This window comes from Herbaspirillum sp. NPDC101396 (assembly GCF_044767365.1).
In the GTDB taxonomy this organism is placed as follows: domain Bacteria; phylum Pseudomonadota; class Gammaproteobacteria; order Burkholderiales; family Burkholderiaceae_D; genus Herbaspirillum.
The window spans coordinates 502233-518175 of the sequence record NZ_JBIWNT010000005.1; the positions used below are offsets into that span (position 1 = coordinate 502233).

A 15943-nucleotide genomic window follows, 5' to 3' on the forward strand; every position below is an offset into this window, starting at 1 on the left:
GTTGTCGGCGGCGTTTATACGCTTGCACCAAACGATTGCTCCCCGCCGCCGCAGATCGCATGATCGCGGCTTCCGGCGTCAGGCATGGGCGTTGGTGCCGGCAGGATGAAAGACGTGAATCATGAACGAAGACCAGAACATCCTCATAGAAGAACTCCCGCTGCGCGCCGAATTGTTCAGCGCCTTGCAAATGGAGCAGCATGGCCGCGTGCTGGCCAACGCCCACAAGCTCAATCCGGACTACGGTCCCGACAAGCTGCTGGTGCGACTGGCCGACAACGAACTCACCATCATCGATGCCTGCACGCGCCTGACCGAGGCCATCAAGGCCGGACGCCAGGTGACGCCTGCGGCGGAATGGCTGCTGGATAATTATTACCTGATCGAAGAACAAATCCGCACCGCCAAGCGCCATCTTCCCAAGAACTACAGCAAGGAATTGCCGCGCCTGCTAAACGGCCATTCCGCCGGCAGTCCGCGCGTCTATGACATCGCGCTGGAGACGATCTCGCACGGCGACGGCCGCGTCGATCCGGAAAGCCTGAGCCGCTTCGTCATCGCGTATCAGCAGACCACCACGCTCAACCTGGGCGAGCTGTGGGCCATTCCCATCATGCTGAGGCTGGCGCTGATCGAGAATCTGCGACGCGTTGCGGCACGCCTGTCGGCCACGCTGATCAACCGCAACCTGGCGCATTCCTGGGCTGACGCCATGCTCGACGTGGCTGAGAAGAACCCGAGCAACCTGATCCTGCAAGTGGCCGACATGGCGCGCTCGGCGCCGCCGATGGAAAGCGCGTTCGTCGCCGAGCTGGTGCGCCGGCTGCAAGGCCAGAGTCCGACGCTGACGCTGCCCCTGACCTGGCTGGCGCAACGCCTGACCGCGTCCGGCAACAGCATCGAACAGCTGGTGCAGCAGGAAAGCCAGAGCCAGGCGGCCGACCAGGTCTCGATCAGCAACAGCATCGGCTCCCTGCGTTTCCTGACCAGCATGGACTGGCGCGAGTTCGTCGAAACCATGAGCGCAGTCGATCACATCCTGCGTGAAGATCCCGACGACACCTATGCCCGCATGGACTTCGCCACGCGCGATCGCTATCGCCACGTGGTCGAAAAAATCTCGCGCGAAGGGTCGCAGTCAGAAACGGAAGTCGCGCGACAGGCGATCGCCATGGCGCGCGCTGCCGCGACGGCGCCGCGCAACGACGTCGTGGATCGACGCGCGCATGTCGGCTATTACCTGATCGGCGAGGGCCTGGCATCGTTGCGGGCTGCAGCAGCCGTGCGTGTCTCGTCGCGCACAAAACTGACGCGACTGGCGTCGACACGTCCTGTGGCGACGTACCTCGGCGCCATCTTCGTGATCACCGCCTTGTCGACGTGGTGGGTATTGGCCGAGGCGCACCAGCGCGGCGCACAACAGTGGCATCCGCTGTGGCTGGCCTTGCTGGGATTGCTGGCCGCCCTGCCAGCGAGCCAGCTGGCGCAATCGCTCGTCAACTGGCTGGTGCCGCTATTGACGCCGCCGCGATTGTTGCCGCGCATGGATCTGTCCGCCGGCATTCCACCTGAATGTCGCACGCTGGTGGTGGTGCCGACTTTGCTCACCACCAACGCCGGCGCCGAGAATCTGGTCGAGGCGCTGGAAGTGCGCTTCCTTGCCAACCAGGACGTCAATCTGCGCTTTTGCCTGCTGACCGACTTTGCCGACGCGGCCGTCGAAAGCACGCCCGGAGATGCGCCCCTGCTGGCGTTCGCCACCGGCTTGCTGAACGCGCTCAATCTCAAGTATCCGCGCGCCGGCGGCGACAACTTCCTGCTGCTGCATCGTCCGCGCCGCTGGAATCCGGCACAGGCGACCTGGATGGGCTACGAGCGCAAGCGCGGCAAACTGGGCGACCTCAATGCCTTCCTGCGCGGCGGTGGACAGGAAGCCTTCAGCGCCGCCATCGGCGACACCGGCGGTCTCATCAACACCCGCTACGTCATCACGCTGGACACCGACACCGAACTGCCGCGCGACGCCGCACGCCAGTTCGTGGCCACCATGTCCCATCCGTTGAATCGTCCGGTCTACGACGCCGTTCAGAAAAAGATCAGCGACGGCTACGGCATTCTGCAGCCGCGCATTGCCGTGAGTTCGCCCAGCGCGCAGGCCTCGCGCTACGAGTTGCTGTACGGCGGAGAAACCGGCATCGACCCCTATACGCGCACCGTCTCCGACGTGTATCAGGATCTGTTCGGCGAAGGTTCCTTCATCGGCAAGGGCATCTACGACGTCGACGCCTTTGAAAAAGTCTTGCAGGAACGCATGCCCGAAAACCGCATCCTCAGCCATGATTTGCTGGAGGGGAATTACGTCCGCGCCGGCCTGATCAGCGACGTGCAATTGTATGAACAATACCCGTCGCGCTACAGCGCCGACGTCAGCCGCCGCCATCGCTGGATCCGCGGCGACTGGCAGATCGCCGCGTGGATGTGGCCGCGCGTGCCGGTCCGGCGCGATGCGGCCGGCAAGCTGCACTACGAAAAGACGCCGCTGTCGGCACTGTCGCGTTGGAAACTGTTTGACAATCTGCGCCGCAGCCTGGTCGCGCCGGCGCTGACGCTGTTGACCCTGTGCGGCTGGGTGCTGTTGCCGCAGGCGTGGTTCTGGAGCGGTGTCGTGCTGGCCGTGACGCTGGTGCCGGCCGTGTGTTCGTTACTGCTCAATCTGATCAGAAAACCCGACGACATCCGTCTGCAACAACACGTTTCAGCAGCGTTGACGACGCTGGGCGCACAACTGGTGCATGCAGGTCTTGCCATCAGCCTGCTGCCTTACGAGAGCTGGTATCAACTGGACGCCATCGTCCGCACGCAATGGCGTCTGCATGTCTCCGGCAAGAGCCTGCTGGAATGGAACAGTTCCGGTGAAGCCAATATGCGCGCCGGCAACGGACTGCGCTCCTATTATGCGGCGATGTGGCAATCGCCCTTGCTGGCGCTGGCCGTGGCGGTGTATCTCGTGCTGCGTCATCCTGCGGCGCTGGCGGCCGCGACGCCGATCCTGCTGCTGTGGTGGCTGGCGCCGGTGATCGTGTTCCGCATCAGCCAGCCGATCACGCGGCGCGTGCCGCATCTGGACCAGGCGCAGCAAGCCTACCTGCATGCGCTGGCGCGCAAGACCTGGCTGTTCTTCGAAACCTACGTCGGTCCGGCCGACAACTGGCTGCCGCCCGACAACATGCAGGAACATCCGGTGGAAGTCTTGGCGCGGCGCACCTCGCCGACCAATATCGGCCTGTCGCTGCTGGCCAACCTGACCGCCTATGATTTCGGCTACATCCCCGGCGGCCAGTTACTGGAGCGCACGCGCAACACCTTCCAGACCATGGCGGCGCTGGAGCGTTACCAGGGACACTTCTACAACTGGTACGACACCCAATACCTCCATCCGCTGCCGCCGTCCTATGTGTCGACCGTGGACAGCGGCAACCTGGCCGGCCATCTGCTGACCTTGCTGCCCGGTTTGCAGGCGCTGGCCGATGCACCGGTACTGCATGCCAAGTTGTTCCCCGGCATCCGCGCCGCGCAGTTGATCCTGCAGGAACTGTCGCGGACCTTGCCGCTGACCGAAGAGCAGCAATTGTCGCCGTTGTTCGCCCGCGAACTGGACAGCGCCTGCGCGACCCCGCCGACGTCGCTGAGCCAGGCCTGCGTGATACTGGAGAGCCTGAATCGGCACGTGGATGATTTTTCCCGCGGGCTGAATCAGGTCGCGTTCTCCAGCACCACTAACACGCCAGGTTCGCCGTCGGACAAACAACCGCAACGATTCAGCCAATTGCGCCGGTGGGAACGCGCGCTTGCCAGCCAATGCCGCGAAGCGCTGGCCGAATTGCATGCGCTGGCGCCCTGGCTGCGATCGGATCAGCTCCAACGCTGCTGCGAGGAGTTCCCGTCGCTCGCAGCCACGCTCAATGGCGCGCTCAGCCTGCGCCAGATTGCGCAGTTGCCGGTGCTGATTTTGCAAACGCAATCCGCAACCAACGCGATGGAAAGCAAGCGCATTCCAGACGCCCTGCAAGCACTGTTCAAGGAAGCCAGCGACCTGGCGGCCGCGCGCCTGGCCGCCATCGATCTGCTGGCCGTGCAGGCCGGCGAGTTCGCACGCATGGAATACCGCTTCCTGTACGATCCCGCCACGCATCTGCTGGCGATCGGTTACAACGTCACTGAACGCCGGCGCGATACCGGCTTCTACGACTTGCTGGCATCGGAAGCGCGCCTTGCGACCTTCGTCGGCATCGCGCAGGGACAGTTGCCGCAGGACAGCTGGTTTGCGCTGGGCCGACAACTGACGCTGGCCGGCGGCGAACCCATCCTGCTATCGTGGAGCGGTTCGATGTTCGAATACCTGATGCCCTTGCTGGTGATGCCGACCTTCGCCGGCACCCTGCTGGACCAGACTTATCGCTCGGTGGTGGAACGGCAGATCAGCTACGGCGCACAGCGCGGCGTGTACTGGGGCATGTCGGAGTCCGGTTATCACAGCTTCGACGCCAGCCTGAATTATCAGTACCGCACCTTCGGTGTGCCGGGCCTCGGCTTCAAGCGCGGGTTGGGCGACGACCTGGTGATTGCACCGTATGCCTCGATGATGGCACTGATGGTCGCGCCGGAACAGGCTTGCGGGAATCTGCAGGCGATGAGTACGGCAGGATTCGAAGGCGTCTTCGGCATGTATGAGGCCATCGACTACACCCCATCGCGCCTGCCGCGCGGCCAGGGCAATGCCCTGATCCGCTCTTTCATGGCGCATCACCAGGGCATGGGATTCCTGTCGCTGGCGTATCTTTTGCTGGACCGGCCGATGCAGCGCCGCTTCGAATCGTATCCGCTGTTCCAGGCCACCATGTCGCTGCTGCACGAGCGCGTGCCCAAGGCCGGCGCAAATTATTCCAGCGCCTCCGAACTGGCCGATGTACGCGTCGCTTCCACGGCGCAGGACCAGCAGATTCGCATCGTGCGCCGTCCCGATCCGCGCACGCCCGAAGTGCAACTGCTGTCCAACGGCCGTTATCACGTGATGGTCACCAGCGCCGGCGGCGGTTACAGCCGCTGGAACGATGTCGCCGTCACGCGCTGGCGCGAAGACACCACACGCGATCACTGGGGCAGTTTCTGTTACGTTCAGGATATCCGCGACAAGGAGTTCTGGTCGACCGCCTATCAGCCGACGCTGGCCATGCCGACGCATTACGAAGTGATTTTCTCCGAAGGCCGCGCCGAGTTTCGCCGCAATGATCGCGACATCGAGATGCATACCGAAATCGTGGTCTCGCCGGAAGACGACATCGAACTGCGCCGCACCAAAATCACCAATCGTTCGCGCACTACACGCACGCTGGAAATCACCACCTATGGCGAAGTCGTGCTGGCGCCATCGGCGGCGGACGCAATGCATCCGGCCTTCAGCAACCTGTTCGTGCAGACCGAGATCGACATGCAGCGCGGCGCCATCCTGTGCACGCGCCGGCCGCGATCAGCCAATGAAGTCGTGCCGTGGATGTTCCACCTGATGGCGGTACATGGCGGCAGCGATACTCATGCTGATGCAGCATCGTATGAAACCGACCGCATGCAGTTCCTCGGTCGCGGCAACACGCCGGCGACACCGCAGGCAATGCGGCAGACCGGACCATTGTCGAACAGCGCCGGCTCGGTGCTTGATCCGATCATGGCGATCCGACGCCGCATCACGCTGGAGGCGGAGCAATCCGTCACCATCGACGTGGTGACGGGCGTGGCCGCCACCCGCGACGTCTGTGCGGAACTGATCGGCAAGTACCAGGATCGCCATCTGGCCGATCGCGTCATGGAACTGGCATGGACCCACAACCAGGTGGTGCTGCGCCAGCTCAACGCCAGCGAAGCAGATGCGCAACTGTACGGTCGCCTGGCGAACTCGGTGGTCTACGCCAATCCCCTGCTGCGCGCCGACGCCAGCATCCTCGCGCGCAACCGGCGCGGCCAGTCGGCGCTATGGAGTTATGCAATCTCGGGCGACCTGCCGATCGTGCTGGTGCAGATACGCGACATAGCCAGCATCGAACTGGTTCGCCAGCTGGTGCAGGCGCATGCCTACTGGCGCTCGAAGGGGCTGGCGGTCGATCTGGTGATCTGGAACGAAGATCACGCCGGCTATCGGCAAGTGCTGCAGGAGCAGATCCTGAACCTGATCTCCTCCGTCACCGGCGTCCATACCATTGATCGTCCGGGCGGCATCTTCGTACGTCTGCTCGATCAGATTTCCGACGAAGACCGTATCCTGTTCCAATCGGTGGCGCGCGTGATCCTGAACGACAGCAGCGGCACCCTGGCCGAGCAAGTTGCACGGCGCGATGCGCCTGAGGTGAAGATGCCGTTGTTGTCGCCGAAGACCGAGCTCATTGCGGACACCGCGGTCGCGACATTGCAAGCAGTACGTGCACCGGCGCCCTTGCTGGACAACGGCATGGGCGGTTTCAGCGCCGACGGTCGTGAATATCTGATCGTCACCGGTGATGACCGTCATACGCCGGCGCCGTGGAGTAACGTCATCGCCAATGCGCAATTCGGTAGCGTCGTGTCGGAGAGCGGGCAAGCTTATAGCTGGGCCGAGAACGCGCATGAATTCCGCCTCACGCCGTGGGCCAACGATCCGGTCAGCGACGGCGGTGGTGAAGCCTTCTATCTGCGTGACGAATACAGCGGCGCCAGCTGGTCGCCGACGCCGCTGCCGCGACGCGGCACGGGTGAATACCTGACGCGCCATGGTTTCGGCTACAGCGTGTTTGAGCATAGCGAGGCCGGTATCTTCTCGGCGCTGAGCATGTTCGTCGCCCTGGATTCGCCAGTGAAATACATGGTGCTGCGCGTACGCAACGATTCACAGACGCAGCGTCGTTTGTCCGCCATCGGCTATGTCGAATGGGTGCTCGGCGACTTGCGCGGCAAGACGGCGATGCACGTCAACACCGAGACCGATACCGCTACCGGCGCACTACTGGCCAGCAATCACTACAACACCGAGTTTCCGCAACGCGTCGCCTTCTTCGACCTCGATGCTGCGGCCAAGACCGTCACCTGCGACCGCAAGGAGTTCATCGGACGCAACCGCTCACTGCAGGACCCCATCGCGCTCGAACGGCAGCGCCTGTCGGGCAAGACCGGCGCCGGCCTGGACCCCTGCGCCGCGATACAGACCACGTTCGACCTGGCGCCCGGCCAGGAGCGTGAGCTGGTGTTCGTGCTCGGCCTCAGCGATACGCGCCAGACCGATACCGCCACGTTGATCCTGCGTCATCGCGGTGTGACGGCGGCACAGGCAACGCTGGCGTCAGTCAAGGATTACTGGCAACGCACGCTGGGTGCGATCCAGGTCGCCACGCCGGAACCGGCGCTGGACGTGCTGGCCAACGGCTGGCTGTTGTACCAGACGCTGGCTTGCCGCATGTGGGCGCGCAGCGGTTACTACCAATCGGGTGGCGCGTTCGGCTTCCGCGATCAGCTGCAGGACGGCATGGCGCTGGTGCACAGCGAACCCACCCTGGTGCGCAGCCACTTATTGCTGTGCGCCGCGCATCAGTTCGTCGAAGGCGACGTGCAGCATTGGTGGCATCCGCCAACCGATCGCGGTGTACGCACGCATTGTTCGGACGATTACCTGTGGCTGCCGCTGGCGGTGCATCGCTATGTCACGATCACCGGGGACACCTCCGTGCTGAATGAGACCGTACACTTCCTTGAAGGCCGCGCCGTCGGGGCAGAGGAAGATTCCTACTACGACCTGCCGCAACGGTCGGGCGACAGCGCCAGTCTCTATCAGCATTGCGTCCGAGCGATCCGCCACGGTTTGCAATTCGGCGTACACGGCTTGTCGCTGATCGGCTCCTGCGACTGGAACGACGGCATGGACAAGGTCGGCGAACACGGCAAGGGCGAAAGCGTCTGGCTCAGCTTCTTCTTCTACGAAGTGATGCAGCGCTTCGCCGATGTTGCGGTGATCCATCAGGATCAGGCGTTCGCCGCCGAGTGCCGCGCGCAGGCGCAGACGCTGCAGCAGCACATCGAAAAGAACGGCTGGGACGGTAACTGGTATCTGCGTGCGTATTTCGACGATGGCACGCCGCTCGGTTCTCACGCCAACGTCGAGTGCCAGATCGATTCGATCTCGCAAAGCTGGTCAGTGCTGTCCGGCGCCGGCAATGCCGATCGCACGCAACAGGCGATGCAATCGGTGCGTCAACGCCTGGTGCGCGACGACGACAAGCTGATCCAGTTACTCGATCCGCCGTTCGACCGCTCCGATCAGAATCCCGGCTATATCCGCGGCTATGTACCCGGCGTGCGCGAAAACGGCGGGCAATACACACATGCGGCCATCTGGACAATCATGGCCTTCGCACGCATGGGCGACCGACAGTCGGCATGGAGCCTGATGCGCATGATCAATCCCATCAATCACGCGCGCAATGCCGAAGAGATCGCGGTCTACAAGGTCGAGCCTTACGTGGTCGCTGCGGACGTCTACGCCGTCACGCCGCACACCGGCCGCGGCGGCTGGACCTGGTACACCGGCTCGGCCGGATGGATGTACCGCTTGTTGGTTGAATCGCTGCTGGGCTTGCATGTCGAAGGCGACAAGCTGACCATCAATGCCTGCGTTCCGGATGACTGGGACAGTTATGGCATCGACTATCGTTACGGAGACACTGCCTATCGGATCATGATCACGCAAACGAAGGGAAGTGGGTTACCGGGAGCATGTCGCTTCAGCGTCGATGGCATAGCCTTAGCTGAGGCTGTCCTGACGCTGGTCGATGATCGTCAGGAACATCGTATCGACGTCATGTTGTCGCGCTGAGCTGGTGGCGCCGGATTGCAGCAATTCACTCCGGCGTCTTGCCCACCATCCTGGCCGCACGCAGGAAATCAAAATCCACGCCCTGGTCCGCCTGCGTCACCGTGTCGAGGAACAGCTTGGCATAACCGCGCTCGGCGGTGGGAATGACCAGCGGCGTCTCTTGTGCACGCCGGGCCAGTTCTTCGTCCGTCACCAGCAAGGCGATTTCCCGGCTCGACACGCTCAGACGGATGCGGTCGCCGTTTCGTACATAGGCCAGCGGTCCGCCGATGGCTGACTCGGGCGTGACGTGCAAGACGATGGTGCCGAATGCGGTGCCGCTCATGCGGCCATCGGAAATGCGCACGATGTCTTTCACGCCGGCCCGCGCCAGCTTGCGGGGAATCGGAATGTAGCCGGCTTCGGGCATGCCGGGCGCGCCCTTGGGACCGATGTTCTTGAGCACCAGGATGTCGTCCGCGGTGACGTCCAATTCGTCGCTGTCGATACGCCTGGCCATGTCTTCGACGTTCTCGAACACCACCGCGCGCCCAACGTGTTCCATCAGCCGGGCGTCCGCCGCCGACTGCTTGATGATCGCGCCGCCGGGCGCCAGGTTGCCGCGCAGGACGGCGATGCTGCCTTGCGGATAAATGGGATTGGTCGCGGGGCGCACGACGTCTTGCGGAAAGCCGTCGCCGGCGCGTTCGATCTCTTCTCCCAGCGTGCGGCCGGTCACCGTCATGGCCTCCAGGCGCAGCAGCGGCTTTAGTTCGCGCAGCAAGGTGGCCATGCCGCCGGCGTGGTGGAAGTCTTCCATGTAATGTTGGCCCGAAGGCTTCAAGTCCAGCAGCACCGGCGTCTCGCGCCCCATGCGGTCAAGCGCCGCCAGGTCGATCTCCAGTCCCATGCGCCCGGCAATCGCGGTCAGGTGGACGATGCCGTTGGTGGAACCGCCGATGGCCAGCAACACCCGCATGGCGTTCTCGAAGGCGGCGGGCGTCAGTATCTTGTCGATGGTCAGGCCGTCGTGCGCCATCTGCACCGCCTGCGCGCCGGTTTCTTCGGCCACGCGGATGCGGTCCGCGGTCACGGCCGGCGGCGAAGCGCCACCCGGCACCGTCATGCCCATGGCTTCGGCGATGCAGGCCATGGTGCTGGCGGTGCCCATGACCGAGCAGGTGCCCACGCTGGCGACCAGCTGGTTGTTGACCTCGGCAATTTCTTCCGCGCCGATTTCTTCGGCGCGGTATTTGCCCCAGTAGCGCCGGCAATCGGTGCACGCCCCCACCCGTTCGCTGCGATGGCTGCCGGTCAGCATGGAACCGGTGATGAGCTGGATCGAAGGAATGCCCGCCGAAGCCGCGCCCATCAGTTGCGCCGGCACCGTCTTGTCGCAACCGCCGATGAGCACCACGGCGTCCATCGGCTGCGCGCGCACCATCTCTTCTGTATCCATGGACATCAGGTTGCGCAGGTACATGCTGGTCGGCGCCGAGAAGCTCTCATGGATGGAAATGGTCGGAAAATCCATCGGCAATCCGCCCGCCAGCATGACGCCGCGCTTGACGGCTTCGATCAGCTGCGGCGCGTTGCCGTGGCAGGGGTTGTAGCTGCTGCCGGTATTGACGATGCCGACCACCGGGCGTTCAAGCGCCTTGTCCGTATAGCCGGCGCCCTTGATGAACGCTTTGCGCAGGAACAGCGAAAATCCCTGGTCGCCGTAGTTGGTCAGTCCTTTTTTCAAACCGCTTTGCCTGGGTTTCATTTTTTGTCTCGCGCTGTTGTTGTGGAAGCCGGCCTGCCGCCAGGCCATGCACGGGATACTGGGCGTTTTCATTACAAAAAACAATTTGGTATTTCTTGCTTTAAAAGAAGATATTTTTTAGTATCGTCCGATGGACATCCGCTACATACAAAGCTTTGTCGCCACCGTGGAGTGCGGTTCGATCGCCGAGGCAGCGCGCCGCCTGGACCTGACCTCGGCGGCGTTGGCCGCGCGCGTCAGGGCGCTCGAGGAAGAACTGGGCACGCCGCTGCTCAAACGCTCCGGCCGTTCCGTCAAGCCGACGGCAGCCGGCCTGAACATCCTCGACAGCGCGCGCAGCATGTTGCGCGAAGAACGTGATCTGCGCGCGATGGCCATCAAGGAAATGCCGGTCGGCGAGTTGCGCCTGGGCACCTTCGTCTCGGCCCTGACCACGGTGCTGCCGCCGGTCCTGCGCAAGCTGTATGGGGATCATCCCGATCTGTCGGTGTCGGTGGTGTCCAACGGCTCGGTCGAGCTGTGCCGCATGGTGGCGGCGGGAGAGCTGGATGCGGCGGTGGTGGTCGAGCCGCAGTTCGCGATTCCCAAAACCTGCGAGTGGCGTCCCCTGATGGATGAACCGCTGGTGGTGGTGGCGCCGGTCGGCATGGCCGGTCGCGATCCGCACGAGCTGCTGCGCAATGAACCGTTCATCCGCTACGACCGCACGGTCTGGGGCGGTCAGCTGGCCGATCGCTATCTGCGCGACCACGGCATTCGTCCGCATCAGCGGCTTGAGATCAACGGCCTGATGTCAATTGCGGTCATGGTCGACCACGGGCTCGGCGTATCGCTGCTGCCCGACTGGTCGGCGCTGTGGTCGGGCGGCCTGTCGATCGCGCGGGTGCCCCTGCCGAGCCACGCGCCGGTGCGCCGGATCGGCTTCATCTGGGGTGCGCATCGTCCGCACTCGCACCTTGCCGGCTTGTTTTTGAAACACGCCGAAGACGTGTTTCGCGCCAGGGATGGACGCAGGCGCAAAGCGCGCAAGTGATTGCAAGTGATTGCAAGTGATTGCAAGTGATTGCAAGTGATTGCAAGTGATTGCAAGTGAAGCAAGCAGCGGAGAAGCTGGCAGAGTCGACCCATCCGGATCGTGAATCAATCACCGTCGCCTGCAGAGGCGTCATTCGCTGATTGGCCAAGGCAAGCCAGTACAATGACTTCCTGTTCTATTCCGCACAGGAATCGCCATGCAATCTCATTCGATGTCACGCGGGGTCAAGGCGGCACTGCTGGCCGCGCTTCTTTTTGGCGCCGCGACTCCCCTCGCCAAATTGATCCTGGCCAACGCATCTCCCTGGTTGCTGGCCGGTTTGTTCTATCTCGGCTCCGGCATCGGTCTTGCCGTCTATCGAAAAATGACAGGCGCGGAAAAGGTGAATTTGCCGCGCGAGGAGCGACTCTGGTTTGCCGGCGCGATCATGTCCGGTGGCATCGTCGCCCCCGTGTTGCTGATGACCGGCTTGACCTCGATGCCGGCCTCGGGAGCGTCCTTGCTGTTGAATGCGGAGGGCGTGTTTACCGCGCTGCTCGCCTGGTTTGTCTTCAAGGAGAATTTTGACCGGCGCATTGCCTTGGGCATGCTGGCCATCGTCCTTGGGGCAGTCGTTCTCAGCTGGCCCGACAGCGCCGACTTGTCGGCGCTGTGGCCTTCGTTGGCGATTCTTGGCGCTTGCCTGGCATGGGCCGTGGACAACAACCTGACTCGCAAAGTATCTCTCAACGATGCGTCATGGGTCGCATCGGTAAAGGGTCTCTTCTCCGGCTGTACGAATCTGGTACTTGCGCTGCTGATGGGAGCCAGCTTGCCTTCCCCAGCAGTTGTGGTCGCAGCGATGACGCTCGGCTTTCTGGCTTACGGGGTCAGCCTTGCTCTGTTTGTCGTGGCGCTGCGCCATCTCGGAACCGCGCGCACGGGCGCCTATTTTTCCATCGCGCCTTTTTTTGGCGCGCTGCTGGCGCTGATATTGGGCGAACCCCTGACCACGCCGCTGATCGTTGCCGGGCTGTTGATGGCGCTCGGTATCTGGCTTCATCTCTCGGAGACGCACGAGCATGCGCATATCCATGATGAAACGGAACATGAGCATGAACACCTGCACGATGAGCATCATCAGCATGCGCATGACTTCGCGGTCCTGCCGGGTGAGCCGCATCGGCATGTGCACCGGCATTCCAGGATCGAGCACACGCACGCGCACTTTCCTGATTCGCATCATCAGCATACGCATTGAGCCGAGAGATGCAGTGTTAGCTACTCGAGCGTTATTTAGAGCCTAACAACCTGATAAATCACCCGTGGTATGCCTCGATACTCAACAAATAAATGCAAATCGTCTAGCCGAAGTCCTCAACCGGCCAGAAGCCGACACTCAAATTAACAGGCACACATGAAAAAAAGAATAGCCATAATTGCCGTCGTTGGAACCTTGCTCCAAGGTTGCATTCCGCACACATTGCTCTACTCACGTCTGGAAGCACCGGACTCCAAATACTTTAAGAGCAGATGCTTTGGTGGTGCGGGGGCGACTTCTGTTATCTACTATCCGTTTCACGGCATATACATATCGCTGAATATCACCGGAACATTGAGATTGGGATTGCATGTTCCTGCAGGTGAGGTCGCTCAACTTACTGACAACGTAATCAAGATCGAAGGCCGTTCAGGGGACGAAACATTCGGTGGCTTCTCAGGAAAGCTCATCGCAGCTCGGCAAGGCTCGATTGGTGCCGTCTATCCTAAGGAGTTACGAACACTGCCCGATCCGTATTCATCACCTGATAATTTTGGGCCGTTGATGGGAGGAAGTAAAAATGGAGACCACGTATGGTATTTCTTTACCGTTATGGAAAATGGAAAGCCAAACCGTTTTTCTAGATTACCTACGGGACTCATACGTGGGACTGTCGAACTCCCATCGATTTCGGTGAACGGAGTGAATTACGGACCGCAGATAATCCCTTTCAAGCAAGATACCTATTTCGAATTAGGCCCGATCAACTGTTAGTCCGCAATCGGCCAAAAGCGGACCAAATATTCATGAATATTAGTGATTAAAAAATGCCTTGGTTACCAATATATTCCACTGAAGCCGACTGGATGGAGCTAGTCAGCTATCTCAATGAAAATGAGGAAGTGGCATTCATTGTTTCTGCAGGCCCAGGAAAATGGATAGCGGTCCCACGTATTGAAACGTTGAAGCCGGGATCTTACTGCCTGTGGCACATACCTAGCGGACCGTTGCCTTTACTTAAAGCCTCCACCGAAGAGGACGGGGAGATCGGCAATCCATTTGATGCGTGGACTGAAATCCGTCCCGGAACAGATACTTCCGTTCCATATTTCGGTCCAGGCCATCCCGGAGTGATTTGGATAACTATCCGCAGCACGCAAACGGATACTCGTTCTCAAATTCAAACAATAGGGCTGTCAACCTTTCAATGGATTGGGAATCACTATCGCATGATAGGCATCGCGCCATTGGACACAACCGAAAAGTTCTGGAAGACATTGAGTCGATGGGTGAAGAAACAGACGCGAAAAGTACCGCGTGGTGGACTGAGCCAATCAACACGCCCCGAAATATGGGCGTTCCCCGAGGCATTCGAGATGTTAAACAGTGGTGCCGAGGGCGCAATGAATCCTTGAGCGCAGGACGGCCACAATCGGCCAAGAACAGACGTTCATGCTTCATGAGTTCTTAATATGACAATAGAAAACTCCTCGGTCATTGATGCTGTCGGTATCGACAAAGAAACCGGGAGTGTTGTCCTCAGCATCTTTGCCCATATGCCATGGGGTAGGGATAGCCTGCTATTGCTCGAGGAGAAAATAAATCGCTATCTTGGATTTATTGAGTCAGGGGAAATTTTCGAAGCCTATCCCGCAGCCAAGGGCCGACCTTTCGTCATTGAGATATATTGCCACTTTCGACCTACTGATGAAGCCCTACGTTTTCTTGACGCCGCTCTTTTGGTGGCGAAGGAGTATGGCTCGGTACTGCAATATACGCATGCCGGCCAAGGGTACATTGACGACGTCGGTTAATATCTTTAGGCCCGCAATCGGCCAGAATACGCAATTAAATCTGAGAACCAATTACCGAATGCTATGCCCGTTAAGCTAGTTATATTTGATTTGGACGAGACGTTAGTTCATGCGTGCTTGGAGCCCTTGGCGCAGTCTGCTGATTTGAGATTTGCTGACTATTTCATCTACATTCGACCATATGCGGCTGACCTAGTTAAATTCGCATCCGCGAAATTCTCAGTCGCAGTATGGTCTTCCGCAAGCCCTGAATACGTTGAGTTTATAAGTAATGCACTTTTTGGAGAACAACATGTTCTTCTCTTTCGCTGGGATGTGCAGAAATGTGTGCAAAAAGTAGACTCCCGCACCAATGGCTATGTGCACATCAAAGACCTTCGGAAGGTAATGAAGCATGGCTATCAAGTAGAGGAAATTGTTATTGTCGATGACAGCCCTGAGAAAATTCAACGACAACCTCGTTCTCACCTCGTTGTTAAGCCATTTCACGGTGACCAGGAAGATAAAGAATTGCACTCGGTCATAGCAAAGCTAGGAGAACTGGCTGTGTAGATGGCCGCAATCGGCCAGCAGCAGCCACTCAACTTGGAATCAGATAGCCATTTTTAAAGATCAAGACATGCATCAACCTCCATTTAGATCGCTGGCCAAATTATTTTCTTGCTCCCTAATCGTTTTTTTCTGCTCAGGGGACGGTGTTAGTAATGCGCAGCAGATATCAGAAAGAATAGATGGCCATGGTCGATGCGAATATGTAGAGACTGATGATGGCATCTGCGGATGGCTAAGTCCGCTTGAACGAAAAGAGAAATATGAATTTCTAATGACGTCCGCCTATGAGCGACTTCAAGTTCTTCTGCAAGAAATGCAAAGTGCTGATTCTGAAGTGATGGCCTCGTACTACGATAGGGTCATTTCCGACCTGAATTTTGCGCAAAAGACATGGGTAACTTACAACAGTTCCGAATGCGGTTTGGCCGGCACTCTGGCATTAGATGCCCGCCAAGCGGCATTTGATTGTGAGGTGGAGGGGCTTCGAATTCGCTTCCTAAAGATAAACCAGTCATTTGCCTGCTTAAAGGAGAAATCCGTACAAGAGCGAATTACCGAGATGCCTGGATGTCTTTCGAAATTTCTTCCACTCATCTACAGTGAAGGGCGAGGTTTCTAGCCTTTCATCTTATCAATCTACGTCCGCAACCGGCCAGAAGCGGGC

At 60.0% G+C, this 15943-nt stretch carries 9 protein-coding genes; 8 read left to right on the plus strand and 1 reads right to left on the minus strand.

Features of this window, described 5'->3' with window-relative positions; all coding sequences use genetic code 11:
* The first annotated feature begins 121 nt into the window (after positions 1 to 121).
* Positions 122 to 8890 carry a GH36-type glycosyl hydrolase domain-containing protein gene (locus ACIROY_RS19685; RefSeq protein WP_402343478.1) on the plus strand — a complete coding sequence of 2923 codons (8769 nt, stop codon included), beginning with the start codon at positions 122 to 124 and terminating at the stop codon, positions 8888 to 8890.
* Positions 8891 to 8915: 25 nt separating this feature from the next.
* Here ACIROY_RS19685 and ACIROY_RS19690 read toward each other — a convergent pair whose 3' ends face one another.
* Positions 8916 to 10637, minus strand: coding sequence for an IlvD/Edd family dehydratase (locus tag ACIROY_RS19690; RefSeq protein ID WP_402343481.1), 1722 nt, complete (start codon positions 10635 to 10637; stop codon positions 8916 to 8918).
* Positions 10638 to 10767: 130 nt separating this feature from the next.
* Here ACIROY_RS19690 and ACIROY_RS19695 point away from each other — a divergent pair, with 130 nt between their 5' ends.
* The 7 genes from ACIROY_RS19695 (at position 10768) to ACIROY_RS19725 (ending at position 15898) form a co-directional block, all read left to right on the plus strand.
* On the plus strand, positions 10768 to 11670 hold the full coding sequence (locus ACIROY_RS19695; RefSeq protein ID WP_402343484.1) for a LysR family transcriptional regulator: 903 nt from the start codon (positions 10768 to 10770) through the stop codon (positions 11668 to 11670).
* 199 nt (positions 11671 to 11869) lie between these two features.
* A complete protein-coding gene (locus tag ACIROY_RS19700; RefSeq protein WP_402343487.1) occupies positions 11870 to 12913 on the plus strand; it encodes a DMT family transporter in 1044 nt (347 codons plus the stop codon).
* A 156-nt stretch (positions 12914 to 13069) separates the two neighbouring features.
* Positions 13070 to 13687 carry a hypothetical protein gene (locus tag ACIROY_RS19705; RefSeq protein WP_402273866.1) on the plus strand — a complete coding sequence of 206 codons (618 nt, stop codon included), beginning with the start codon at positions 13070 to 13072 and terminating at the stop codon, positions 13685 to 13687.
* 92 nt (positions 13688 to 13779) lie between these two features.
* Complete coding sequence (locus ACIROY_RS19710) at positions 13780 to 14328, plus strand: hypothetical protein (protein WP_402343490.1); 549 nt, start codon at positions 13780 to 13782, stop codon at positions 14326 to 14328.
* A 57-nt stretch (positions 14329 to 14385) separates the two neighbouring features.
* Positions 14386 to 14727, plus strand: a complete 342-nt coding sequence (locus tag ACIROY_RS19715) for a DUF6572 domain-containing protein (protein ID WP_402343493.1) — start codon at positions 14386 to 14388, stop codon at positions 14725 to 14727.
* 63 nt (positions 14728 to 14790) lie between these two features.
* Positions 14791 to 15279: an HAD family hydrolase gene (locus ACIROY_RS19720; RefSeq protein WP_402343496.1), complete on the plus strand. Its 489-nt coding sequence runs from the start codon at positions 14791 to 14793 to the stop codon at positions 15277 to 15279.
* 67 nt (positions 15280 to 15346) lie between these two features.
* A complete protein-coding gene (locus ACIROY_RS19725) occupies positions 15347 to 15898 on the plus strand; it encodes a hypothetical protein (protein WP_402273854.1) in 552 nt (183 codons plus the stop codon).
* Positions 15899 to 15943 lie beyond the last annotated feature (45 nt).

Coding starts and splice junctions, on each gene's coding strand:
- ACIROY_RS19685 (WP_402343478.1), top strand. CDS start 122: ATGAACGAAGACCAGAACATCCTCATAGAAGAACTCCCGCTGCGCGCC.
- ACIROY_RS19690 (WP_402343481.1), bottom strand. CDS start 10,637: ATGAAACCCAGGCAAAGCGGTTTGAAAAAAGGACTGACCAACTACGGC.
- ACIROY_RS19695 (WP_402343484.1), top strand. CDS start 10,768: ATGGACATCCGCTACATACAAAGCTTTGTCGCCACCGTGGAGTGCGGT.
- ACIROY_RS19700 (WP_402343487.1), top strand. CDS start 11,870: ATGCAATCTCATTCGATGTCACGCGGGGTCAAGGCGGCACTGCTGGCC.
- ACIROY_RS19705 (WP_402273866.1), top strand. CDS start 13,070: ATGAAAAAAAGAATAGCCATAATTGCCGTCGTTGGAACCTTGCTCCAA.
- ACIROY_RS19710 (WP_402343490.1), top strand. CDS start 13,780: ATGGAGCTAGTCAGCTATCTCAATGAAAATGAGGAAGTGGCATTCATT.
- ACIROY_RS19715 (WP_402343493.1), top strand. CDS start 14,386: ATGACAATAGAAAACTCCTCGGTCATTGATGCTGTCGGTATCGACAAA.
- ACIROY_RS19720 (WP_402343496.1), top strand. CDS start 14,791: ATGCCCGTTAAGCTAGTTATATTTGATTTGGACGAGACGTTAGTTCAT.
- ACIROY_RS19725 (WP_402273854.1), top strand. CDS start 15,347: ATGCATCAACCTCCATTTAGATCGCTGGCCAAATTATTTTCTTGCTCC.